General features: G+C 64.7%; 22 protein-coding genes. 5 read left to right on the forward strand and 17 right to left on the reverse strand.

From position 1 onward, the window contains the following. Positions 1-53 precede the first annotated feature (53 nt). The gene (locus AC54AF_RS14630) at positions 54-719 is read left to right on the forward strand and encodes a dienelactone hydrolase family protein (RefSeq protein ID WP_496637107.1); all 666 of its coding nucleotides are present in this window, start codon (positions 54-56) and stop codon (positions 717-719) included. 5 nt (positions 720-724) lie between these two features. Here the strand turns inward: AC54AF_RS14630 and fghA are convergent, their stop codons facing one another. The 5 genes from fghA to AC54AF_RS14655 all read right to left on the reverse strand — a co-directional run bounded on the left by fghA (position 725) and on the right by AC54AF_RS14655 (position 5,626). After that, positions 725-1,594, reverse strand: a complete 870-nt coding sequence (fghA, locus tag AC54AF_RS14635) for an S-formylglutathione hydrolase (protein WP_496637108.1) — start codon at positions 1,592-1,594, stop codon at positions 725-727. Positions 1,595-1,650: 56 nt separating this feature from the next. Further along, positions 1,651-2,514, reverse strand: a complete 864-nt coding sequence (locus AC54AF_RS14640; RefSeq protein ID WP_496637109.1) for an NAD-dependent protein deacetylase — start codon at positions 2,512-2,514, stop codon at positions 1,651-1,653. A gap of 48 nt (positions 2,515-2,562) precedes the next feature. Next, positions 2,563-3,234 carry a signal peptidase I gene (gene lepB / locus AC54AF_RS14645; protein ID WP_496637110.1) on the reverse strand — a complete coding sequence of 224 codons (672 nt, stop codon included), beginning with the start codon at positions 3,232-3,234 and terminating at the stop codon, positions 2,563-2,565. Positions 3,235-3,394: 160 nt separating this feature from the next. Next, positions 3,395-4,969, reverse strand: a complete 1,575-nt coding sequence (locus AC54AF_RS14650; RefSeq protein ID WP_496637111.1) for an oleate hydratase — start codon at positions 4,967-4,969, stop codon at positions 3,395-3,397. 114 nt (positions 4,970-5,083) lie between these two features. Continuing rightward, entirely contained in the window at positions 5,084-5,626 is a 543-nt protein-coding gene (locus tag AC54AF_RS14655; protein WP_496637112.1) for a GNAT family N-acetyltransferase, read from the reverse strand. Positions 5,627-5,707: 81 nt separating this feature from the next. Between AC54AF_RS14655 and AC54AF_RS14660 the strand changes: the two genes are divergently transcribed. Then, positions 5,708-6,100, forward strand: coding sequence for a VOC family protein (locus AC54AF_RS14660; RefSeq protein WP_496637113.1), 393 nt, complete (start codon positions 5,708-5,710; stop codon positions 6,098-6,100). A gap of 1 nt (position 6,101) precedes the next feature. Here AC54AF_RS14660 and AC54AF_RS14665 read toward each other — a convergent pair whose 3' ends face one another. Further along, entirely contained in the window at positions 6,102-6,686 is a 585-nt protein-coding gene (locus tag AC54AF_RS14665) for a DinB family protein (protein ID WP_496637114.1), read from the reverse strand. Between the two features lie 164 nt (positions 6,687-6,850). Between AC54AF_RS14665 and AC54AF_RS14670 the strand changes: the two genes are divergently transcribed. Continuing rightward, complete coding sequence (locus AC54AF_RS14670) at positions 6,851-7,840, forward strand: HDOD domain-containing protein (protein ID WP_496637115.1); 990 nt, start codon at positions 6,851-6,853, stop codon at positions 7,838-7,840. Between the two features lie 26 nt (positions 7,841-7,866). Here the strand turns inward: AC54AF_RS14670 and AC54AF_RS14675 are convergent, their stop codons facing one another. The 8 genes from AC54AF_RS14675 to AC54AF_RS14710 form a co-directional block, all read right to left on the reverse strand. Next, positions 7,867-8,592, reverse strand: coding sequence for an ABC transporter ATP-binding protein (locus tag AC54AF_RS14675; protein ID WP_496637116.1), 726 nt, complete (start codon positions 8,590-8,592; stop codon positions 7,867-7,869). Beyond that, positions 8,585-9,298 (reverse strand): ABC transporter ATP-binding protein, encoded by a 714-nt coding sequence (locus AC54AF_RS14680; RefSeq protein WP_496637117.1) that lies wholly within the window; start codon positions 9,296-9,298, stop codon positions 8,585-8,587. The genes AC54AF_RS14675 and AC54AF_RS14680 overlap by 8 nt, the downstream gene beginning before the upstream one ends. Next, the gene (locus AC54AF_RS14685; RefSeq protein WP_496637118.1) at positions 9,291-10,259 is read right to left on the reverse strand and encodes a branched-chain amino acid ABC transporter permease; all 969 of its coding nucleotides are present in this window, start codon (positions 10,257-10,259) and stop codon (positions 9,291-9,293) included. Before AC54AF_RS14685 ends, AC54AF_RS14680 begins: the two co-directional genes overlap by 8 nt. Then, a complete protein-coding gene (locus AC54AF_RS14690) occupies positions 10,256-11,128 on the reverse strand; it encodes a branched-chain amino acid ABC transporter permease (RefSeq protein WP_496637119.1) in 873 nt (290 codons plus the stop codon). The genes AC54AF_RS14685 and AC54AF_RS14690 overlap by 4 nt, the downstream gene beginning before the upstream one ends. Before the next feature lie 94 nt (positions 11,129-11,222). Continuing rightward, positions 11,223-12,389, reverse strand: coding sequence for an ABC transporter substrate-binding protein (locus tag AC54AF_RS14695; RefSeq protein WP_496637120.1), 1,167 nt, complete (start codon positions 12,387-12,389; stop codon positions 11,223-11,225). Positions 12,390-12,449: 60 nt separating this feature from the next. After that, complete coding sequence (locus tag AC54AF_RS14700; RefSeq protein ID WP_496637121.1) at positions 12,450-13,988, reverse strand: class I adenylate-forming enzyme family protein; 1,539 nt, start codon at positions 13,986-13,988, stop codon at positions 12,450-12,452. An 11-nt stretch (positions 13,989-13,999) separates the two neighbouring features. Then, positions 14,000-15,154 (reverse strand): acyl-CoA dehydrogenase family protein, encoded by a 1,155-nt coding sequence (locus AC54AF_RS14705; RefSeq protein WP_496637122.1) that lies wholly within the window; start codon positions 15,152-15,154, stop codon positions 14,000-14,002. A gap of 39 nt (positions 15,155-15,193) precedes the next feature. Beyond that, the gene (locus AC54AF_RS14710) at positions 15,194-16,018 is read right to left on the reverse strand and encodes an IclR family transcriptional regulator (RefSeq protein ID WP_496637123.1); all 825 of its coding nucleotides are present in this window, start codon (positions 16,016-16,018) and stop codon (positions 15,194-15,196) included. Between the two features lie 268 nt (positions 16,019-16,286). Between AC54AF_RS14710 and AC54AF_RS14715 the strand changes: the two genes are divergently transcribed. Together AC54AF_RS14715 and AC54AF_RS14720 are read left to right on the forward strand one after the other, a co-directional pair. Further along, the gene (locus AC54AF_RS14715) at positions 16,287-18,266 is read left to right on the forward strand and encodes a TonB-dependent receptor plug domain-containing protein (RefSeq protein ID WP_496637124.1); all 1,980 of its coding nucleotides are present in this window, start codon (positions 16,287-16,289) and stop codon (positions 18,264-18,266) included. A 30-nt stretch (positions 18,267-18,296) separates the two neighbouring features. Continuing rightward, positions 18,297-18,833 (forward strand): molybdopterin-dependent oxidoreductase, encoded by a 537-nt coding sequence (locus AC54AF_RS14720; RefSeq protein ID WP_496637125.1) that lies wholly within the window; start codon positions 18,297-18,299, stop codon positions 18,831-18,833. Between the two features lie 50 nt (positions 18,834-18,883). Here AC54AF_RS14720 and AC54AF_RS14725 read toward each other — a convergent pair whose 3' ends face one another. Genes AC54AF_RS14725 through AC54AF_RS14735 form a run of 3 tightly spaced genes read right to left on the reverse strand, consistent with a single transcriptional unit; the run spans position 18,884 to position 21,751 of the window. Continuing rightward, the gene (locus tag AC54AF_RS14725) at positions 18,884-19,813 is read right to left on the reverse strand and encodes an alpha/beta hydrolase (protein WP_496637126.1); all 930 of its coding nucleotides are present in this window, start codon (positions 19,811-19,813) and stop codon (positions 18,884-18,886) included. Then, positions 19,810-20,676 (reverse strand): alpha/beta fold hydrolase, encoded by an 867-nt coding sequence (locus AC54AF_RS14730; protein ID WP_496637127.1) that lies wholly within the window; start codon positions 20,674-20,676, stop codon positions 19,810-19,812. Before AC54AF_RS14730 ends, AC54AF_RS14725 begins: the two co-directional genes overlap by 4 nt. A 13-nt stretch (positions 20,677-20,689) precedes the next feature. Next, positions 20,690-21,751 carry a sugar phosphate isomerase/epimerase family protein gene (locus AC54AF_RS14735; protein WP_496637128.1) on the reverse strand — a complete coding sequence of 354 codons (1,062 nt, stop codon included), beginning with the start codon at positions 21,749-21,751 and terminating at the stop codon, positions 20,690-20,692. Positions 21,752-21,866 lie beyond the last annotated feature (115 nt).

Genomic DNA, 21,866 nt, shown 5'->3' on the forward strand with positions numbered 1-21,866 from the left:
GAGCAAAATCAGCGCGATTTCAGCTTCATTTCAGCTCGATAGCGGAGGCAACCATGCAAGAACAATTTGTCAGCATTACGGCCGATGAACTTCAAATGGATGGCGTGCTTGAAATGCCCGAGCGGCCGGTGGGCATCGTCCTGTTTGCCCATGGCGCGGGCGCCGACAGCGACTACCTGGGCGCCTCCAGCCACGCCACTTCCCAGGATTTTTTACGAGCGGACATTGCCACCCTGCGCTTTGACCAAGGCGGTGTCGGGCCTGGCGGCGGCAGCAATGGCCATGCTTATTTCGTGCGCAGCGATATCGTGCTGCTGGCGCGCCAACTGGAAAAGGCCCTGGGCTGGCTGCAGGTCGACCCATCCACGCGGCGCTTGCCCTGCGGCCTGTACGGCTATGGCACCAGCGCGGCCGTGGTGATGCAGCTGGCGGCCTGGCGCAGCGCGGAACTCGCCGCGCTGGCCGTCTGTGATGGCCAGGTGGAAATGGCGGGCAAGGCGGCGCTGGAAAACGTGCGCGTGCCATCGTTGCTGATCGTGGGCGGGCGCGACCCCGACGTGGCCGGCCTGAACCGCATGGCTTTCGCCACCTTGCGCTGCGACAAACAACTGGAACAGATCGCCTCGCCTGGCGGGCCCGACACGCGGCACCAGGCGGCCTTGCTGGCCACCGACTGGTACACGCGCCATTTCAACGGGCATACCAGCGCGTCGCAATAGCTCAATCAGGCAATGGCACGCAGGTTTTTCGCATGGAAGCGCACATGCTCTTCCATGAAGCTGGCGATGAAGTAATAGCCGTGGTCATAGCCGGCATGGCGGCGCAGCTGCAATGGCTGGCCGGCGTCGCGGCATGCCGCTTCGAAGACGTCAGGGTGCAGTTGCTCGGGCAGGAATGTGTCGGCCAGGCCCTGGTCGATCAAGATGCCGTTAGGAAATAGCGCCGGCTGGCCTTGCAGGCCGCGCATCAGCGCGCTCGCGTCGTATGGCAGCCAGCTGGCTGCATCGCTGCCCAGGTAGCCCGCAAACGCTTTCCTGCCCCACGGACATTGGCTCGGTGCGGCGATGGGGGCGAAGGCGGAGACGGAGCGGAACAGTTCCGGGTTGCGCAAGGCCAGCACCAGCGCGCCATGGCCGCCCATCGAGTGGCCGAAGATGCCCGTGCGTTGCGCATCGATCGCCAGTTCCTGTTCCAGCAGGGCGCGCAGTTCCAGCAGGTAGCTATACATCCGATAATGGCTGCGCCACGGCGCCTCGGTGGCATCCACGTAAAAGCCGGCGCCCACGCCGAAATCCCAGGATTCGCTCTCGCCCGCGATGTTCGCGCCACGGGGGCTGGTGTCGGGGGCGATCAGGATCAGCCCTTCTTCGGCCGCCACGCGCTGCGCGCCGCCCTTGATCATGAAGGTTTCTTCCGTGCAAGTCAGGCCTGCCAGGTAAAACAGGGCGGGGCGCTTGGTGGTGACGACGCTGCCTGGCGCCGTGTCGGGAATGAAGGCCGAGAAACGCATGGGCAAGCCGATGGCTTGCGCGTCGTGGCGATAAAAGCGTTGTACGCCGCCAAAACAGGCGTGTTCACTCAACAGTTCCAGCATGAATTCTCCTCGTTAATCCCACAGTATAGCGAGAGCGGCGCAGGGCCGGCACGGGATCAGCCCAGCATGGCCGCCAATGCAGGAAGGATGTCCTGTGCCGGCGCCTCGGTCTTGAAGGCCAGCAAATGGTCGGCGCGCGTCTTGCCCAGGTTGATGGCGGCCACTGGCTTGCCCGTTTCGGCCGCCATGCGGCACAGGCGAAAGCTGGAATGCACCATGACGGATGAGCCCACCACCAGCAGGGCGCCAGCGTCCATCATCTTGCGCTCGGCTTCGGCCGCGCAGGCGGCGGGCACGCCATCGCCGAAAAACACCACGTCCGGCTGCAGGGTGCCGCCGCAGCGGGGACAGACGGGCACGTGGAAGGTGGCCAGTTGCGACGGCTCCAGCAAGGCGTCGCCATCGGGCGCCGGCGTGGCCGTGGCGCCCAGCAGGTGCGGATTGTCGCGTTCGAGCTGATCCTGGATCAGGCGGCGCGTATGGCGGGCCCGGCAATCGAGGCAGACCACGCCGTGTATGCTGCCGTGCAATTCCGTGACGGCCGGGCTGCCAGCCTGCTGATGCAGGCCATCGACGTTTTGCGTGACCAGGCCGCCTATTCTCTGGCGCTGCGCCAGTTGCGCGATGGCCAGGTGACCGGGATTCGGCGCGGCGCGCGCCAGGGTCGGCCAGCCCACCATGCTGCGCGCCCAGTAGCGGCGGCGCACCGCTTCCTGGCGGCGAAAATCGGGCCCTTGCACGGGCGCGTTGCCGCGCCGCACGCCTTCCGTATCGCGGTAGTCGGGAATGCCGGACGCCGTGCTGATGCCGGCGCCCGTCAGCAGCAGCACGTCGGGATGGCGCTGCAGGAACTGCGCCAGCTGATCGAGAGCGTGGTGGTGAATGGCTGGCGGCTGGCTGGCGAAGGAAAAATTTTGCATGATGCACCATGCTAACCGAAAAGCAGGGCCTTGTTGCAAGGGGGATGTTTACTCCAGCTTCATGCCGAAACGCTGCAGCCGCGGCTGCCAATGCTCCTGGATGTTGGCCGAGACGAGGATGCGCTCGGCCTTGCCGATCAGCAATGCACGGGGCACGAAGCCGAAGTAGCGCGAGTCGGCGCTGTTGTCGCGGTTATCGCCCAGCATGAGAAAATGGTCGGCCGGCACCGTTACGGGGCCAAAACTGCGCGCCGCACCCGTCATCTGCGGCAAGACCTGGATGCGGTGCTGCTCGGTCGGGGTGTGTTCCTGGATGCGCTGCGCCGTCAACTGGCCCACGTGGGCGATGGTTTCCGGCGCCGTATCGAGCGCTGTGTACTGCGCGGGCTGGCCATTGATGACCAGCTGTTCATTGCGCATTTCCAGCGTGTCGCCGGGCAGGGCGATGATGCGCTTGATCAATCGCGTGCCGTCTTTCGGCGAAGAAAAGGTGACGATGTCGCCCCGCTGCGGTTCGCCCAGGCGCTGCAGCACGATATCGGTGAGCGGCACTTTCAGGTTGAAGGCGAGGCGGTTGACGAAGACCACGTCGCCTTCGAGCAGGTTGGGCCGCATCGACGCCGACGGTATGGGATTCCAGTCCGCCACGGCCGTGCGGAACACGCCGAACAGCAGGATAAACATCAAAAAACCTTTGTTGGCGCGCATCCATGTTGTCATCTTGGCTCTTTCGCTGGGCCGTGCCCGTGGTGGTGAAGGGAGGCGCCATTGCCGCTGGCGCCCTATCCACGATGCACGGCGAGGCTGAAGCCAGTCTTAAATCAAGCGCCTGCGCGGCCGATGGCGCGGCCGTTGTTGCGTGCAAGCGTCAGCAACGAGGCTATTTGAACGCCTTGATGACGGCATCGAGCTTGACCTTCAGCGACTTGTCGTGCGCGTGGATGGCCGGCACCTCGCGCTGCACGCCGAGCAGCTGGTAGACGGCCGTCTGCGCCGCGCGCACCGAGTATTCCACGGTAAACACGACATCGTCGGCGAGCTCGACGAACTGGCTGACGAAGGCCAGGTTGACGGAGCTGGCCGGCACGGGCAGCGGGCGGTCGCTCTTCGCGCGGGGCATGAACATGCTGGTGATGTAGGGCATGCGGCAAGGGATGCAATTGGCCGTGGCCATGATGTCGAGGTCGAAGTTCAGATGGCCGCACAGCTCGCGCAGGATGTCCTCGCCGCTGCAGTCGGACATGGGTTTGGCGACGAAGTTGCCGATGCGGTCGGGGTGCAGCGCATAGCCCCAGAACACTTGCACGCCTGCGGGCTGGCCGGCGAAATGGGGCTGGTGCGCCAGCACGATGGACATGAACCAGTTGCTGTCCTTGAAAGTGACGAGGCCGCCCGTACCCGCGCTGTTGCCCGTGAATTGTTCCATCCTGTCAAAGAAGGCGCTGTCCTTCAAGGTGACCGTGTACGACGCCCAGTACGATTCGGGGATGCTGCTGTTGAAGGCGGCGGGGCGCCCCAGTTCCGGCCGGCCCTCGGCCAGCTTTTCCCACAGGCACCAGCCATGGCTGTCGTGCTTCGTGCGCCTGGCCGGCGCGCTGTGCATGCTGCCATAGCTGGATGCATCCGTCATCGAGGCATTCTGGAAGAAGACCAGGTCGCTGGCCGCGACGGGGATCACGTCGGCCAGGCCGTGGCGCTGGCAGGCAATGGCGGTGGCGCGCAGGCGGCCGCCGGATTCCTGCACCTCGATATCGGTCACCGTGCAATCCATGATGACGTTGACGCCTTGCGCCTGCAGCCACGCGACCAGCGGGCGCACCAGCGAATCGTACTGGTTGTAGACGGTGCGCTTGACGCCGGCCAGGGTTTCGATGCGTGAAAACTCCATCATGAAGCGGTGCAGGTAGCGCTTGAACTCGACGGCGCTGTGCCAGGGCTGGAAGGCGAACGTGGTGGCCCACATGGTCCAGAACTTGGTGTCGAAGAATCCGGGCGAGAGCCAGTCCGTGATGGCGCTGCTGCCCAGGGTGTCTTCGTCGGCTTCCGTCAGCTTCAGCAATTCCAGTCTGTCCTGCATGGAAAAGCCCATGCTGCTGACGTCGACCTTGAAGCGGTTGCGGTCGACCAGGCGCGCGCGCGCGTGGGGAATGTGCAGTGCATTGAAGGCAATGGTTTCGTCGTAGACGCTCTGGCCCGCATGTTCGAGCGAGGGGATGCTCTTGAACAAGTCCCAGGTGCACTCGTAATTGTCGGTGGTCAGCATGCGCCCGCCGCGCAAGGTATAGCCATCTTCGGCATTGCCGCCGCCATCGAGGCTGCCCCCCGTCACGGGCGACGCTTCGAAGATGGTGATGTTGCTGCCTTGCATGCCGCCGTCGCGCAGCATGAAGGCGGCCGCGGCCAGCGAGCCGATGCCGCCGCCGACGAGGTAGGCTTTTCTGTCTGTATTGCGCATGTTGTTCCCTGAGTGTGAGCGCATCCGCGTGCGCGAAAGGCCTGCAAGCGCCATATTTGCCTATCTTGCAACACCAGGGGCGAAGCGCCTGCTCAATAGAACGATTGCTCGGTTTTATCGGACGCCAGCGTGCTCGTTGCGCCGTTCAAAGTACAGCAAGTCCGACCAGGCATCCTGGAAGCGCATGGCTTTTCCCGAGCGGCCATACTGGTGAAAGCCGTTGCGCTGCATGACGGCGACCGAGCCCAGGTTTAGCGGCCGCGCCGTCGCTTCCAGGCGCCACAGTTCCAGCGCGCCGAAGGCTTCTTCCAGCAGCAGGGCCACCACGCGCGTGGCGTAGCCGCGCCCGCCGAACCGTTCGCCGATGCGGTAGCCGAGTGTTGCCTTGTTGAAGTAGGGGCGCGTAACGGCCGTCAAGTTGACCCTGCCGATGATCTGTCCGTCCAGTTTTACCAGGTACTGGTAGGCGCGGTCTTGCTGGCGCTCGCGCTGCGCCTGCTCGATGGCGGCGGCGATGGCGTCCTGGTGGTAATAGGATGGCGCGCGCGCCGTGACCCAGTTTTCAAAATAGGCGCGGTTTTCCAGTTCGAAGGCCAGCAAGGCAGCAATGTCGGCGCTGGAGGGGGGGAGCAGCTGAAGGCGGTCGAGGTCTGTCATGGGAGCGTGTGGGAAAACGATGCGCCATTATAATCAGCTGGCGCATTTCGCCGCCCATGCCTGAATTCATGAAGGAGCAACATGCTGTCCCATATCTGCCTCGGCACCAACGACTTTCCCCGCGCCTACGCGTTCTATGCTGCCCTGCTGGGAGAACTCGGTTTGATCGAAAAATTTCATGATGCGGCCAAGCCCTGGGCCGGCTGGATGGCGCAAGGGGCGTCGCGCCCCCTGTTCGTGCTGACGGCGCCGCATGACGGCTTGCCCGCCACAGCGGGCAATGGGCAGATGACGGCCTTGCTGGCGGCCAGCCGCGCCCATGTGGAGCGCTGCCACCAGGTCGTCCTGGCGCTGGGCGCCGCGTGCGAAGGGCCGCCCGGCTTGCGCCCCCATTACCACGCCCATTACTATGGCGCCTACTTCCGCGACCTCGACGGCAACAAGCTGTGCGTCTGCTACCACGCCGAGGAATAGTTCAGCGCTGGCCCCAGATATCTTCCTCTGTCCAGCCCAGTTCCAGAAAATCCTGCGCCCGCTCGTCGGCCTCGCCGGCGCAATAGAATTCGTCGAGCTGGGGCGGTGAGATGCGCGTGCCGGCCAGCATGGCGTGCACCTGCCCCCGGTGGTGGGTCTGGTGCTGGAACAGGTGCGCCAGCATGCGCTGGCGCGTGTCGACTTGCGGCGTGTCGCGCAATATCGTCACGGGCCGCGCCAGGTCCGCGTCGCACAGGCTGCGGCAATGGGCGATCAGGCGCAGGTCCGACGCGCGCTGCGCCGCGTGCAGGGCGGCGCAATCGGTGAACGGTTCATCCTGTTCAAAGAAGACGTAGCAGTCGGCATGGGGCGCTTCGCCGCGCAGCCCGCGCTCGAGCGCGTCGAGATAAAACCAGTCGCACGTCAAAATGTGGTTCAGGGTGAACTGGATGGTGGGGAAAAAGCTGACGCGCGTGGCCTGGAATTCGGCCTGGGTCAGTTCGCCGCAGGCTTTCAGCAGGCGGTGGTTGGCCCAGGCGTTGTTATACGCCTGGCTGGTGATGTAGTGCGCAAGTGGATTGTTCATGATGGATCGCTTGTCGAGCATGGCAGGGTGCATGTCGTGCCACTTTAGCATGTTGCGGCAGATGGACAAAGCGCTCACGCCCGCTGCACCGGCGCTGCTGTCATCAAGTAAAATCACGGAGCGAACTTCGCGATAATGATGCATACAGGGCTTGGGATAGCAAAATGGGCTGGATAGGAAAATTACTCAACGGCGGCGACGAAAAAAACAAGCCTGCGCCGGTTGCGGCAGCGGCGGCGCCCGAGGCGACGCGGCAGCCAGCCACCATCGCCGAAATCGATGCCATGTACTACCGCTGGCTGGCGGCTGCGGCTGCGGGTTCGGCGCAGGCTCCGGCGGAGACTGAACAGCAGATTCTGGACGAATTGGCGCGCCTGGTCCGTGAACCGATCGCTGGCGCCGCGCTGGTGCCGCGCATTCCAGCCATCATTCCGCAGTTGATGCGTACCTTGCAAGATGAAAACATGAGCGCGGCCAAGCTGTCGGCCCAGCTGGCCCAGGATGTGCTGCTGGTCGCCGAGGTCTACCGCGAAGCGAACCGGCCCTGCTACCAGTCGCGCTACAACGCCAGCCCGTCGATCAACAATATGGAAGGCGCCATCATGCTGCTGGGGCAAAACGGCATGCGCATGCTGCTCGCCCGCGTCGCCTTCCGTCCCATCGTCAGCATGCAAAGCGGCGGACTGACCGTGCGCACGGCGCCGCTGATCTGGCGCCAGTCCGAAAAATGCGCGCTGGCGGCCAGCCTGGTCGCGCCGGCAATGCATGCCAACGCCTTCGATGCCTATCTCGCGGGGCTGATGGCCAATGTCGGCCTGGTGGTGGCGTTCCGGCTGATCGACCAGATGCATGGGCCCGATGTCTTTCCGCAATCGGACGCCTTCATTGCGCAAGTGTTTGCGCAAGCGCGCATCTTGTCGGTACGGATCGCCGAATTGTGGGAATTTCCCCAGTCCGTGACCCGCGCCATCGGGCAAGTGGGGCAAGCCGATGCCGATCCGCAGGCGCAAGCGCTGGCGCTGGGCGAGCGCTTGAGCAAGCTGCGCATGCTGGCCGATGCCGGCCGCTTTCCTGCCGACGATCCCTTCGTGACGGCCGGACTGGGCAAGAGTGAGCTGCTGGCGTTTGGCAAACTGGCCGATGACGACGAGTGATGCCAGCCGCGTGCGGCTGATATCACTCAGCGCGCAAAATAGAGTTCGTGCAGGTGTTCGAGGTTGACTTCGGACGCTTTTTGCGACAGCGCCACTTTGCCGCTTTGCATCAGGTAGACGTGATCGGCCACGCCGACGGCGCGCGCCGTGTTCTGCTCCACCAGGACGATGGTGCGCCGGCCATCGTTCAGGCGCGCGAGGATCTCGAACAGTTCGTTGACCACCAGCGGGGCCAGGCCCAGCGAGGGCTCGTCGATGATCAGCAGCGACGGGTCCGACATCAAGCCGCGCGCCATGGCCAGCATCTGCGCCTCGCCGCCGGAGAGCGATCCGGCTAGCTGCTTGCGCCGCTCGTGCAGGCGCGGGAACATGGCGTAGGCGTCGGCCAGGCGCGCCGGCATGTGGCCGCGGTGCTCCTTCGGAAACGCGCCCATGATCAGGTTTTCTTCCACGCTCATGTCGCGAAACGTCATGCGCCCCTCGGGGATCATCGTCACGCGCGCGTCGCTCATCTTCCACGTCGGCGTGCCGTTGATGGTCTGCCCATCGAGCGCGATGCTGCCCGCGCCCACGGGCAGCAGGCCCATGATGGCGCGCAGCAGTGTCGTCTTGCCAGCGCCGTTCGGGCCGATGATGGTGGTCAGCTTGCCCTTCTGGATCGACAGCGACACGTCCCACAGCACATTGATGGCGCCATAGCCGGCGCGCAGTTGACTTATTTCAAGCGTCGTTTCAGGCATCGCTTCAAGCATGGACTGCTCCCGTATAGCTTTCGATGACGGCTGGATCGCGGAACACGGCATCGGGCGCGCCGTCGGCGATCAGCTGGCCAAAATTGAGCACGGCCACGCGCTGGCACAGATTGCTGATGGTTTCGATATCGTGCTCGATCATGACGATGCCCACGCCGAAGGCCGCATGCAATTCCTTCAGCATGCCCATGAAGCGGCGCTTGCCGTTCGTTTCCAGGCCGGCCAGCACTTCGTCGAGCAGCAGCAGTTTCGGGTTGGTGGCCAGCGCCTTGGCTACTTCCAGCGCTTTCAGTTCCGTCAGCGCCAGTTCACTGGCCGCGTCGCGCCCGGCCTTGTCCGCCAGACTGGTGAAATCGAGGATTTCATCGATCTTGCGCGGGTCCAGCTTGCCGGTGCCGAAGCGCTGCGCCACGACGAGGTTCTCGCGCACCGTCAATTCGTGCATCGGTTGCGGAATCTGGAAGGTGCGGCCCAGTCCCAGGCGTGCGCGCTGGTACATGGGCGTGGCCATGATGTCGCGTCCCTCAAAGCGGATGCCGCCGCCGGTGGGGCGCACCAGGCCGGAAATGGCATTGAACAGGGTGGTCTTGCCGGCGCCATTCGCGCCCACCAGGCCGATCACGTCATGGCTGCCCACTTTTAACGTGACGGAATCGACGGCCGTCAGGCCGCCGAAGCGCACGGACACATTATCGAGTTCAAGCATGTGCTTTCTCCTTTGCCTTACCCTTGACCAGCTTGTGCAGCAGCGGCAGCAGGCCGTTCGGGCTGAAGACGATCATCGCCACCAGCAGCACGCCCAGCACCAGCTGGTGCCCGGTGGGAATCAGCGACTTGAAAATCAGCTGGTCGACCAGGTAGACCACCACGGCACCCAGCACGGGGCCGAGTATGGTGCGGTAGCCGCCGAAGATGGCCGCCACGATCGGCAAGGTCACCCACAGGCTGTTGAAGGCGTAATCCGGCTCCAGGAAGTTGATGTAATGGGCGTTGAAGGCGCCGAACAGGCCCGCCATGAAGGCCGACACGAGCAGCATGGCGCCTTTCAGCAAGGTGCTGTTGACGCCGACGACGCGCGTGGCGTCTTCGCTGTCGTGCATGGCGCGCAGGGCGATGCCGTAGTGGCTGGCGCGGATGCGGCTGTAGGCGAAGGCGCACGCCACCACCAGGGTCAGCACCACCAGGTAGGCGCCCGTCTTGCTGGCCAAATCAAAGCCGAGGACGGTGGGCAAGGCCGGGATGTTGTTGATGCCGCCGGCGCCGCCCGTCACCGAGCTCCATTCCGTGGCCAGGATGCGGAAGATGTGGGCGTAGGCGAGGATGGCCAGCGCAAAATACGGCCCGCGCAGGCGCAGCACGGGCAGCATGATCACGGCGGAAAGCGTTGCGCCGACGCCGCCCAGCAGCATGGCCGCAAACACGGGCAAGCCCAGTTTCACGGTGGCCAGCGCGGAGACATACGCGCCCACGCCGAAGAAGGCCGCATGGCCGAAGCTGACCATGCCGCCCAAGTTGCCCAGCAAGGCCCAGGACAGGGCCACGCCGCCGATGATCAGGGCCGCCACCACCATGCTCATCACGTACTGGTTGCCGCCCAGGGCCAGCGGCACGGCGATGTACGCGGCCAGCAGCAGGCCCGCCGTCGATATCCACGTTGAACGCTTCATCCGCGCCTCCGTTGTGCGCCGAACAAGCCGTTCGGCATGATGAACAGCACCAGCAGGAACAGCACCATGCCGGACAATTCCTGCAGCGCGGAGCTGGCCAGGGTGACGGTCAGCGCTTCGGCCACGCCCAGCAGCACGGCGGCGATCAGCACGCCGGGGATCGAGCCGATGCCGGCCAAGACCGTGATGATGAAGGCTTTCACCGTCAGCGCGCCGCCGTAGGCGGGCTGGATCACGCCATAGCTGAACAGGGCGACGCCCGCAAACGCAGCCAGGATGCCGGCGACGAGAAACGACACCAGTTCCGTGCGGCCCGGGTCGATGCCCATCAGTTTGGCCGCATCGCGGTTGCTGGAGACGGCGCGCACGGCGCGGCCATACCAGCTGGTCGACAGCCAGCGCCACAGGGCCGCCATCAGCACCAGGCTGACGCCGAAGAAAATCACTTCGCTGCGCATGCTGAAGAAGGGGCCGATCTCGATGCCTTCCTGCAGCCAGCTCGACGAGGTCGAGCGGATGTCGGCCTTCCAGACCAGCAGGATGACATTGGTCAGAATGACGCCGATGCCGTAGGTGAGGATCAGCGAATTGATTTCGCGGTCTTTCTTGATGCGGCTGACGATCAGGTACACGCCCACGGACGTCAGGCTGACGATCACCAGCGCGATGGGAATGGCGAACATGGGGCCCAGGCCCAGGCCGGATTCGACGCTGTAGGCGATGTAGGCGGCCAGCAGCACCAGTTCGCCGTGCGCCAGGTTGATTACTTTCATGGTGCCGAAGACCAGCGCCAGTCCCAATGCGATCAGGGCGTAGGAGCCGCCCTGCAGCAAGCCCGAATACAGGGCTTGCAAGATTAATTCCGTCATGTCGTCATCCCGTCAGGCGGCCCTGGCGCATGCCTGGAGCGCCGTTCATCGGTGCGCGCCCGGGCGGGCGCGCGCGTGTGCAGGGGGCGGATGCTTACCAGGGCAGCGCCGGGTAGGCCAGCTTGCCCGTCGCGTGTTCCTTGGGCCAGACGATCACCACTTTCTTGTCCTGGTGCTGCGCCATGCGGTGCACGAAATTCAGGTTGTCGCCATTCGCGGCGAACTGCACCCGGCCGATCAGGGTTTCGCGGTCCGTCTTGCGCATTTCTTCGGCCACGCCGCCTTTCTTGAGCGTGCCCTTGTCGGCCGCGCGCGCGATGGCTTCGAACAGCAGCATCGACTGCACATAGCCGAACTGGCCCAGGTAGTCGGGTTCCTTCTTGTACAGCTGCTTGTAAGCGTCGCTGAAAGCCTTGCCGTCGGCCGTCTTGAATTGCGTTGGGAAGGGCAGCAGGGCCGTGCCGAAGACGTTCGGCATCAGGTCGGGGAAGTCGGCCGCCATTTTTGGCGTGGCCAGCGACCACACGCCCACCATCGCCTTGATCTTCGGTTTGAGCACGCGGGCGGCGCGGATGATGCCCACGTAATCGTTTTCGTAGCCGACCATGGCCACCACTTCCGATTTGTCCTGCAGCCGGATCTTGTTGATGATGGGCTTGAAGTCCGTAATGGCCGGGTCGAACGAATGCGTCGTCACTTTCACGCCCCTGGCCGCCAGGGTCTTTTCCACGTCCTTGGCCAGGCCCGTGGTGGCGTCCTTGGTCGAATACACGATGGAGACGGACTTGGCGCCCACGTCGGCAAGCAATCCCAGCATGGCTTTTTCGTAGCCGGCCGTGTTATTGATGCGGAAAAAATTCTTGCGCCCGCTGTTCACCAGGCTGTCGTCCACGCCGCCCGAAGTGATGTAGACGAGGCCCAGTTTGTTTGCCGTGTCCGAGGCGGGCGAGATATTGTTCGAACCATAGCCGCCCGTGATGGCCACCACGCCCTGGCTGGCCAGCTTTTCCACGGCGGCGATGGCCTTGGCCGGCGCCGATTCGTCGTCGACGGTGAGGATCTTGATGGTGTGCTTGCCGTTGGTCTTGTTGAATACCTCGGCCGCGACCATGATGCCTTCCTGCATGCCGGCGCCGACCCGCGCCAGGTTGCCCGTCAGCGGGATTTCCGCGCCGACCAGGAATTCGTCGGCGCTGGCGTGCGCCATCCAGGCGCTGGCAACCAGCGCTGCCATGGCGATGCGTGTGTAGGTGCGTTTCATCGTGTCTCCTCCGGTGATGTGGCTTGGTTTTATTGTCAGGTCTGGTACAGCATGGTCGGCTTATCGGGCATTCTGCGCCATTTGCCGCAACTGCCCCTTTAAAATCTTGCCCGTGGCGGCGGCTGGCAGCGCTTGCATGACGATGATGGCGGATGGGCACTTGTACGGCGACAGGGTCTGCGCCAGCCAGGCCTGCAATTGTGCCACGCTGGCGGGCTGGCGCGGGTCCAGCTCCACATAGGCGATGACGTCCTCGTTGCCATCGGCGAGCGTGCGCCCCACCACGGCCGACTGCACCACGGACGGGTGGGCGTTCAGCGCCGTTTCCACTTCCAGCGGATACACGTTGAAGCCGGAGCGGATGATCAGTTCCTTGGTGCGGCCCACGATGAACAGGGCGCCGTCCGGTTCCTGGCGCGCCATGTCGCCCGTGTTGAGCCAGCCGCCATCGCGCATGGTGGCCGCCGTCATGGCCGGCTCGCGGTAGTAGCCTGCCATGATGTTCGGCCCGCGTATCCACAATTCACCGGGCTCGCCCGGCGCCACGTCCATGCCATCGAGGCTGACCACGCGCACCTCCACGCCGGGGATCGGTGTGCCGACGGAATCGTCCAGGCGGGGCGCTTCCAGGCGCGTCTGGCTGATGGTGGGCGCGCTTTCCGTCATGCCGTAGCCATTGTGCAGCGCGGTGCCCAGCAGCTTTTCCACGTCGCGCTTGAGCGACGGCGCCAGCGGCGAGCCGCCCGCATACGCAAAGCGCAGCCGCGTGGGCAGCGGCGTATCGGCGCCGCCCAGGGCTTGCAGCAGCTTGGCGTACATGGCGGGCACGCCCTGCACGATGGTCAGCTCGTCGTTTTTCAGCGCGGCCAGCAGGCCATCGACGGAAAAGCGCGGCACCAGGTACAGGGCGGCGCCCGCATACAGGGTGCCCAGGGCCACCGAGGCCAGGCCGTACACGTGCGAAATCGGCAGCACGCCCCAGGCGCGGTCGCTGCGCGTCAAGCCCCGCAATGTGCTGGAGACGGCGGCGATGAACAGCAGGTTGCGGTGCGTCAGCATCACGCCTTTTGACTGCCCCGTCGTGCCCGTCGTGTAGATCAGCGCCGCCACCTGTTCGTTGCCGGGCACGCAGGCTTCCGCGATGGCTGTTTCGTTCAAGTCGCCCGCCAGCAGCTCGCCCATGCCGTCGACCTTGGCGCTGGCCGCGCCCAGACGTGCAGCATGCGCAGCCGCTTCCGGCGAGGCGCCGGCCAGGAACAGCACCCGCCGCGCAGCGCAGTGGCCTGCGATGCTGTCGATCTCGCGCGCCGACAGCCGCGCATTGACGTTGACGATCCACGCGTCGATGCTGGCGCAAGCGAAGATCAGTGCCACCTGCAGCGCGCTGTTCTCGCCCACCACCATCAGGCGGTCGCCGGCGCGCACGTCCAGCTGGCGCAGCAGCTGCGCTGCATTTTCCACGCTGTGCTGCAGCTGCGCGTAGGTCCAGTGCCGTCCGCCTTCATGCAGCGCCGGCGCGTCCGGCGCGCGCGCCGCCCAGTCGGCGGGGATGGCCGACAGGCGCGCCGGCAAGCCGGCCAGCAGGGCGGGAATATCCATCGCGGCCGCCTTCACTTTTGCGCTGCCTTGATCATGTTGCGGGCGATGACGATCTGCTGGATCTGCGTCGTGCCTTCGTAGATGCGGAACAGGCGCACGTCGCGGTAGAAGCGTTCGGCCGCGTATTCGCTGATGTAGCCGGCGCCGCCGTGGATCTGCACGGAGCGGTCGGCCACTCTGCCGCACATTTCAGAGGCGAACAGCTTGCAGCATGACGCTTCCGTCGAAATGTCTTCCTTGTTGTCGCGCCGGCGCGCCGCGTCGAGCACCATGCTGCGCGCCGCGTAGATCTCGGCCTTGCTGTCGGCCAGCATGGCCTGGATCAGCTGGAACTCGGCGATGGGCTGGCCGAACTGTTGGCGTTCCATGGCATACGCCAGGGCGTCGGCCAGCATGCGCTCAGCCGCGCCCACGCAGACGGCGGCGATGTGCAGCCGGCCCTTGTCGAGCACCTTCATGGCCGTCTTGAAACCCACGCCTTCCTTGCCGCCGATGAGGTTCGCGGCCGGCACCTTGCAGTTTTCGAAGATGACGTCGCAGGTATGCGCGCCTTGCTGGCCCATCTTCTTATCGATTTTCCCCAGCGAGAGGCCCGGCGTATCCTTTTCCACGATGAAGGCGGAAATGGCCGAGGCGCCCCGCTTGACGGGGTCCGTGCGCGCCATGACGGTAAAAATGCTCGCTTCGGGCGCGTTGGTGATATAGCGCTTGCTGCCGTTGAGGATATAGAAGTCGCCGTCGCGCACGGCGCTCGTGCGCAGGGAGGCCGCGTCGGAGCCTGATCCCGCTTCCGTCAGGGCGAACGAGCCGATGATCTCGCCGGCCGCCAGCTTGGGCAGATAGTATTGTTTTTGCGCTTCCGTGCCGTCGATGACGATGCCTTGCGAGCCGATGCCGTTGTTCGTGCCGATCAGCGAGCGGAAGGCGGGCGAGGTGCGGGCGATTTCAAAGGCGACCCGCACTTCCTCTTCCATGCTCAATTCAAGGCCGCCGTAGGCTTCCGGGATGGACAGGCCGAACAGGCCCAGTTCGCGCATCTGCGCCACGATGGCGGGCGGGATCGCATCCGTTTCGGCCACCAGCGCCTCGTTCGGCACCAGTACTTCGCGCACGAAGCGGGCGATGCTGTCGAGCAGGATGTTCAGGGTTTCTTCGTCGCGTATCATCGGGGTCCTCGAAGGCGATATTGAGAGGGGGTGCGCAGTCTAACCGCGGCCCAGGTTTTTTTCCACTGTCCTGACCAGGGTTGCCAGGCGCGGTCCCAGGTCGGATTCGAGTTTTTCGCGCGACAGCAAAAAGGCGGGGCCGCCGCAATTGAAGGCCATCACCTGTTCGCCGTCGGCTCCCAGCATGGGCACGCCCACGGCATGCACGTCGTTCTGCCACTCGCCGGCGGAGATGCAAAAGCCCCGGTCCTGGTAATCCTTGAAGCCTTGCTCGATGCCGGCCTTGATGCGCGGCCAGCGCTCCGTCTCGTGCACGCGCGCATGGTCCATCAGGTAGTCGCGCTCGGCCTGCGGCAGGATGCACAGCAGGGCCTTGCCCATGGCCGTCGTCATCAGGGGAATGCGCGAACCGACGTCGAGGCGCAGCGTGACGTTGGCGCTGCTGCGGCACGTCTCTACGTAGACCATGCTGAGGCGGTCGCGCGTGCCCAGCGACACGGAGGCCTGCGCGTGTTCGGCCAGCTCCTCCATCAGCGGGCGCGCCATCTTGCGCACGTCGAGGTTCGACAGCATGCGGTAACCGAGGGCCAGCACGCCGGCGCCCAGCTGGTACTTGCCCATGTTGTCCGAGTAATTCAGGTAGCCGAGTTTGGTGAGGGTGTAGGTGAGGCGCGAAATGGTGGGTTTCGGGATGCCCGTGCGCCTGGCCATGTCCGCGTTCGACAGATGGACTTCGCCGGGGCGAAAGCAGCGCAGCACTTCCAGTCCGCGCGCCAGCGCGTTGACGAACTGGCGGTCCTTGCCTTCCTCGTCATCGCCGAAGACGATGAGTTCCGGATCTGCCGCAGCTTGAATATTTGTCATATGTACATTCATTTTCAGGCTCCCTGGAAATCAGTTTGCCTAGCCAAATGGGACGTGTCAACCGTTTTGTGAAACATGCGTTCGCACAGCGAAATGCTGCGGTGCGGGAAAAATGCGTGGAAAATTGACCTGTGCGCGCGCTTTCGGCCTGTCGCTTGAATATCGCTATATACCTCTGTATATTGCGCCTCTCGATGACGGCCGCCGCATGCGTGGCCGCTTTTTTGCATGTCGCTATATAAGATGATATATAACGAAAGAGAACAACATGACGATGGTGAAACAGGTAATGGCGGGCGCCGTACTGCTGGCGCTGGCGCAGCAGGCCGCTGGCAAGGAAGACGCGGACGCGGCGGCGCCATTCGTGCTGGGCACGGTGACGGTGGTGGGCCAGCGCGAGCAGGCAGGAGAAATGGAACAGCAGGTGGGCGCGCAAACAAGCCGCGCCGAGATGCGCCGTTTTAACCGCGACAACGTGGGCGACGCCTTGAACCTGCTGTCGGGCGTGTCATTGTCGACCAATGCGCGCAACGAGAAAACCGTCGCCATCCGCGGCTTCGACTCTCGCCAGGTGCCGCTGTACATCGACGGCATTCCCGTCTACGTGCCGTATGACGGCTATGTCGATTTCAACCGCTTCACGACGGCCGACCTGGCCGCCATCCAGGTGGCCAAGGGCTACAGCTCCGTCGCCTACGGCGCCAATACCCTGGGCGGCGCCATCAACCTGGTGTCGCGCAAACCGTCCGCGCGGATGGAAGGCGATACGTCCATCGGTTTCGGCTCGGGCAGCGAGCGCCAGCTGTCGGCCAACGTGGGCACGAACCAGGGCTTGTGGTATCTGCAGGCGGGCGTGTCCTACATCGACAGCGACGGTTTCCCCCTGTCGTCCGACTTCCGCCCCACTGCCACGGAAGACGGCGGCATGCGCAACAACGCCTACCGCAAGGACCACAAACTGTCGTTCAAGGTGGGCTACACGCCCGCAGGCGGTGATGAATACGCCCTCAGCTACTACAAGCAGCATGGCGAGAAGGGCCAGCCGCCGTCGACCCATCCCGTCGGCGCGCGCTACTGGCAATGGCCGTACTGGAACAAGGAAAGCGTGTATGTCGTCTCGCAGACGCGTCTGGGCGCCGCTGAGCGCCTGAAACTGCGCCTGTACCACGACAGCTACGACAATGAAATCGCGTCCTATACGAACGGCAGATACGCGACCCTGAAGACGAGCGGCCAGGGCAGCGTCAGCGGCGGGCGCAGCATCTATAACGACCGCACGAACGGCGGCGCGGTGGAACTCGAATCGTTCCGCCTGGCCGCGCACAGCCTGCGTTTCGTGGCCAGCTACAAGGCCGACGAGCACCAGGAGCTCGACGCAAAAGGCGTGCGCACCACCTGGTACAAGGATGCCCTGTGGACCCTGGGCGCGGAAGACAGCATTACCCTCAATGCGACGACGGAATTGTCGCTGGGCGTCTCGCGCAACGCACTGCGCCCGGACACCGTCTACAGCGCCGGCAATGCCTACACCTTGCCCGCGAATCAATCGGCTACCGACCTGCAGGCGGGCCTGTTCCACAAGATCAGCGCCGGCGCGCGCGTGTACGCCACCGTGGCGCGCAAGTCGCGCCTGCCGACCCTGAAGGACCGCTATTCGCAGCGCCTGGGCACGTACATCGAGAATCCGGCCTTGCGCGCGGAAGAGGCGATGAATTATGAGCTCGGGTATCAAGGAAACGCGCTGGGCGCCAAGGTGGAAGCGGCGCTGTTCTACAGCGACGTGAAGGACAAGATCCAGAGCGTGGCGAACGTCTCGGGCGTGCGCGCGCAGATGCGCAACGCGGGCAGGGCGCATATCAGCGGCGTGGAGCTGGGAGTGCGCGGCAGCGCCGGCGCCTGGCTGGAGTGGGGCGGCAACTACACCTGTACCGACATGCAGAATGTCAGCGACCGCGCCACGCGCCTGACGGACGTGCCGTGCCACAAGCTGACGGCGCACGCCGTGCTGCACGCGGCGCGCCAGGTCGACCTGGCGGCCATCGCGGAAGCGAACAGCGGGCGCTGGGTGTCGAACACCTTGGAACTCGGCGGTTTTACGACGCTGAACCTGAAGGCCGTGTACCGCCCCATGCCGGCCTTGAGCCTGGAAGCGGGCGTGAGCAACGCGGCTGACCGCAACTACGCGCTGGCCGACGGTTTCCCCGGCGCGGGCCGCACCTGGCTGGCCAATGCGCAATACCAGTTCTGATTTTTTGATTGTTCCATGAAAGGACACAGCATGTTGAAGACCATACTGACCAGCCTCGTTTCGGCGGCACTGCTGGCGGCGGCGCCCGCGTGGGCCGACCCGGCGCCGGCAAGCGAGAACATGAGCCACGCGCTCGCCGTGACGGGCAAGGTGGCAACGCCATTGATCCTGACGGTGGCGGACCTGCGCCAGCTGCCGCCAGCGAATGGCGGGGAGCTCGCCGTCACGCGCCACAATGGCGACAAGGCCGAGACCATCACCAGCTATCGTGGCGTGCGCCTGCGCGATATCCTCGACAAGGCGGCACTGGACGCGCCTGGCCACAACGATGTCAAGAAGCTCGCCATCATCGCCACGGCCACGGATGGCTATGCGGTGGTGTTTTCCTGGGGCGAGCTGTATAACGCGCCGGCCGGCGAGGGCGTCATCGTCTACTACGAAAAAAACGGCAAGGCCCTCGGCGACAGCGATGGCGAGATCGGCCTGATCTCGGCCAAGGATATCCGCACCGGTCCGCGCCACGTGAAGTGGCTGAACGCCATCGAGGTGCGCAAGCTGGTGGAGTAATGACGTGAAGAGGTCTGCCGCCGTGGAGCCATCCCCGGCGGCGGATTTTCCTACATCGCCAGCGCTTTTTTCAGCGCCTGGCCCGCCACGTCGAACAACCCGCGCGCCTGTGGCGCCAATCCCAGCATATGGATCGATGCGTGGATCATGCCGTCGAGCTGCACGCACTCTGCCGCCACGCCGTCCTCGCGCAGGCGCTGCGCATATGTAATCCCCTCGTCATGCAGCGGGTCGTACTCGCAGACCAGCACGGTTGCCGGCGGCAAGTCCTTCAGCGAGGCGGCCCGCAGCGGTGCCGCGTAAGGCTGCATGCCGTCGGCCGGCTCGTTCAGATACGCCGACCAGCAAAAACGCATGGCCTCCCTGGTCAGCGAATGGCCGTCCGCATAGCGCTGGTAGGACGGCGTGTCGAAGGCGAAATCGAGCGCCGGGTACAGCAGCAACTGGTGCGCCAGCGCGGGGCCGGCCTGGTCGCGCGCCATCAGGGCGGCGGCCGCCGCCAGGTTGCCGCCCGCGCTGTCGCCGCCCACGGCGAGGCGATTCGCGTCGATGCCCAGTGCCGCCGCATGCTCGGCGACCCAGCACAGCGCGCCGTAAAAGTCGGCTAGCGGCACGGGGAACTTGTGCTCGGGCGCCAGCCGGTAATCGACGGAAAAGATCACGCAGCCGGTGGCGTTGGCCAGCGCGCGGCATGGATTGTCGTACAGGTCCAGCGAGCACAAACACCATCCTCCGCCATGCGCAAAGACGATGGCCGGCAAGGGCTGGCCTATCTGCGCGCCGGCCGGCACATAGGCGCGCACGGTCAGTGCATGCTCGCCGGGCAGCACATAATCCCTGACCGACGCGACGTCTTCCAATGGCCCGTGCAGCTGGCGCAAGCCCGTTTCCGTGGCGGCGCGCAAGTCCGCCAGCGAGGCGGGCGGCGGCGCATCCCTTGTCTGTTCCAGCCAGGCGGCGATCAGCGGATCGAGGCTCATGCGGGCTCTCCCGCCAGGAAGGGCAGCAGGTGGGCGATGAACGCTTCCGGCTGTTCTTCCATGATGAAGTGGCCGCACTCGGCGACGATGGCGCCTTGCAGATGCTCCGCCTTGCCCTGCATGGTCAAGAGGGGCGCGTCGTTCGTCGCGTGGTCGGCGCCGATGGCCAGCACGGGCATGGCCAGGCGCGTTTTCGCCCGCTCGAGGTTTTGCCGGATGGTTTCGGGAATCGCCCGGTAGTAGGCGAAACCGGCGCGCAAGGCGCCCGGCGTGGCATAGGCGTCCGCATACACGTCGACGGCCACCTTGTCGCGGCGGTACGACCAGCGGTCGAAAATGAAGCGGATGTATTCGCGCTCCTTGCCCGCCGTGAGCATCTCCGGCAAGTCCAGCACCTGGTTGAACATGAAGTGCCACAGGAAGATATTGTCGGACGGCGCGACGAAGATGGGCGGCGCAGGCGCCAGGCCGGGAATCACGGCTTCCGTCAGCGCCAGCTTCGTCACGGCCTGCGGGAAGTCGCTGGCCAGCGCATAGCCGACCCACATGCCGATGTCGTGGCCGACGACATCGTACTGCGCGTGGCCCAGGGCCAGCATGGCGCGGTGCAGGGTGGTCGCCACGGCGCCCGTGTCGTAGCCGCAGGCCGGGCGGTCCGAGTGGCCGCTGCCGGGCGGATCGATGGCGATGGCCTGGTAGCCCTGGGCGGACAGCGCCGCCATCACGTGGCGCCAGGCGTACCAGGTTTGCGGCCAGCCGGGGATCAGCAGCACGGGCTTTCCTGCACCGGCGATCACGCAATGCAGGCGCTGGCCGTCGATGCGGACGTAATCATGTGTAAATTCGTGGGTAAAATCGTTCATGGTGCTTCCTTGTTCAGTTGTGCTGGATGCCCAGCAATTGATGGATCTGTTGTGCGCTGACGGGGGCGCCGGCGAAGTCGTCGAAGATCTTGTCGGTCACGGCAATGATGTGGGCGTTGATGAAGGCCACGCCTTCGCGCGCGCCCACTTCCTGGTCCTTCAGGCAGCATTCCCATTCCAGGGTGGCCCAGCCCGCGTAATCGTTCTGCGCCATCTTCGAGAAGATGGCCTTGAAGTCGACCTGGCCATCGCCCAGCGAACGGAAACGCCCGGCGCGGTTTTCCCACGACTGGTAGCCGCCATAGATGCCTTGCCGCCCCGTCGGATTGAATTCCGCATCCTTCACATGGAACATGCGGATATGGTCCTTGTAGATGTCGATGAATTCCAGGTAGTTCAGCTGCTGCAGCACGAAGTGGCTGGGGTCGAACAGCATCTTGCAGCGCGGGTGGCGGCCCACGCGCTCGTAAAACATCTCGAAGCTGATGCCGTCATGCAGGTCTTCGCTCGGGTGGATTTCGTAGCACAGGTTGACGCCCTGTTCCTCGCACACGTCGAGAATCGGCAGCCAGCGGCGCGCCAGTTCGTCGAAGGCCGTCTCGATCAGGCCGGGCGGGCGCTGCGGGAACGGGAACAGGTAGGGCCAGGCGAACGAGCCGGAAAACGTGCCCATCTCCGTCAGGCCCAGGCGCTTCGACGCCATGGCCGCCAGTTTCACTTGCTCGATGGCCCACTCGGTGCGCGCCGCCGGCTGGCCGTGCAGGTGGGCCGGCGCGAAGCTGTCGCACAGCGCGTCGTAGGCCGGGTGCACGGCCACCAGCTGGCCGAGGATGTGCGTCGTCAGTTCGCTGATGACGAGGCCATGGCCGGCCAGCATGGCGACCAGGTCATCGCAGTATTGCTGGCTGTGGGCCGCTTGCGCCACGTCGAACAGGCGCGCATCCCAGGCGGGAATCTGCAGGGCCTTGAAGCCCATGCCGGCCGCCCACTCGGCGATGGCGGGCAGGGTGTTGAAGGGTGCCGTGTCGGCGGCGAATTGTGCCAGGTGCAGGCTCGGTCCTTGGATGGTTTTCATATCGGCTCCTATTGTTTGTCGATCGACAAAGAATAGGCGAAATCATTGGCGCGGTCAAGACGCTGATGCAAAATAAATCGCGAATGCGCTTGGCTTGCCAGGCGTTATACTGGCC

It is taken from the genome of Janthinobacterium sp. JF4 (assembly GCF_059617925.1).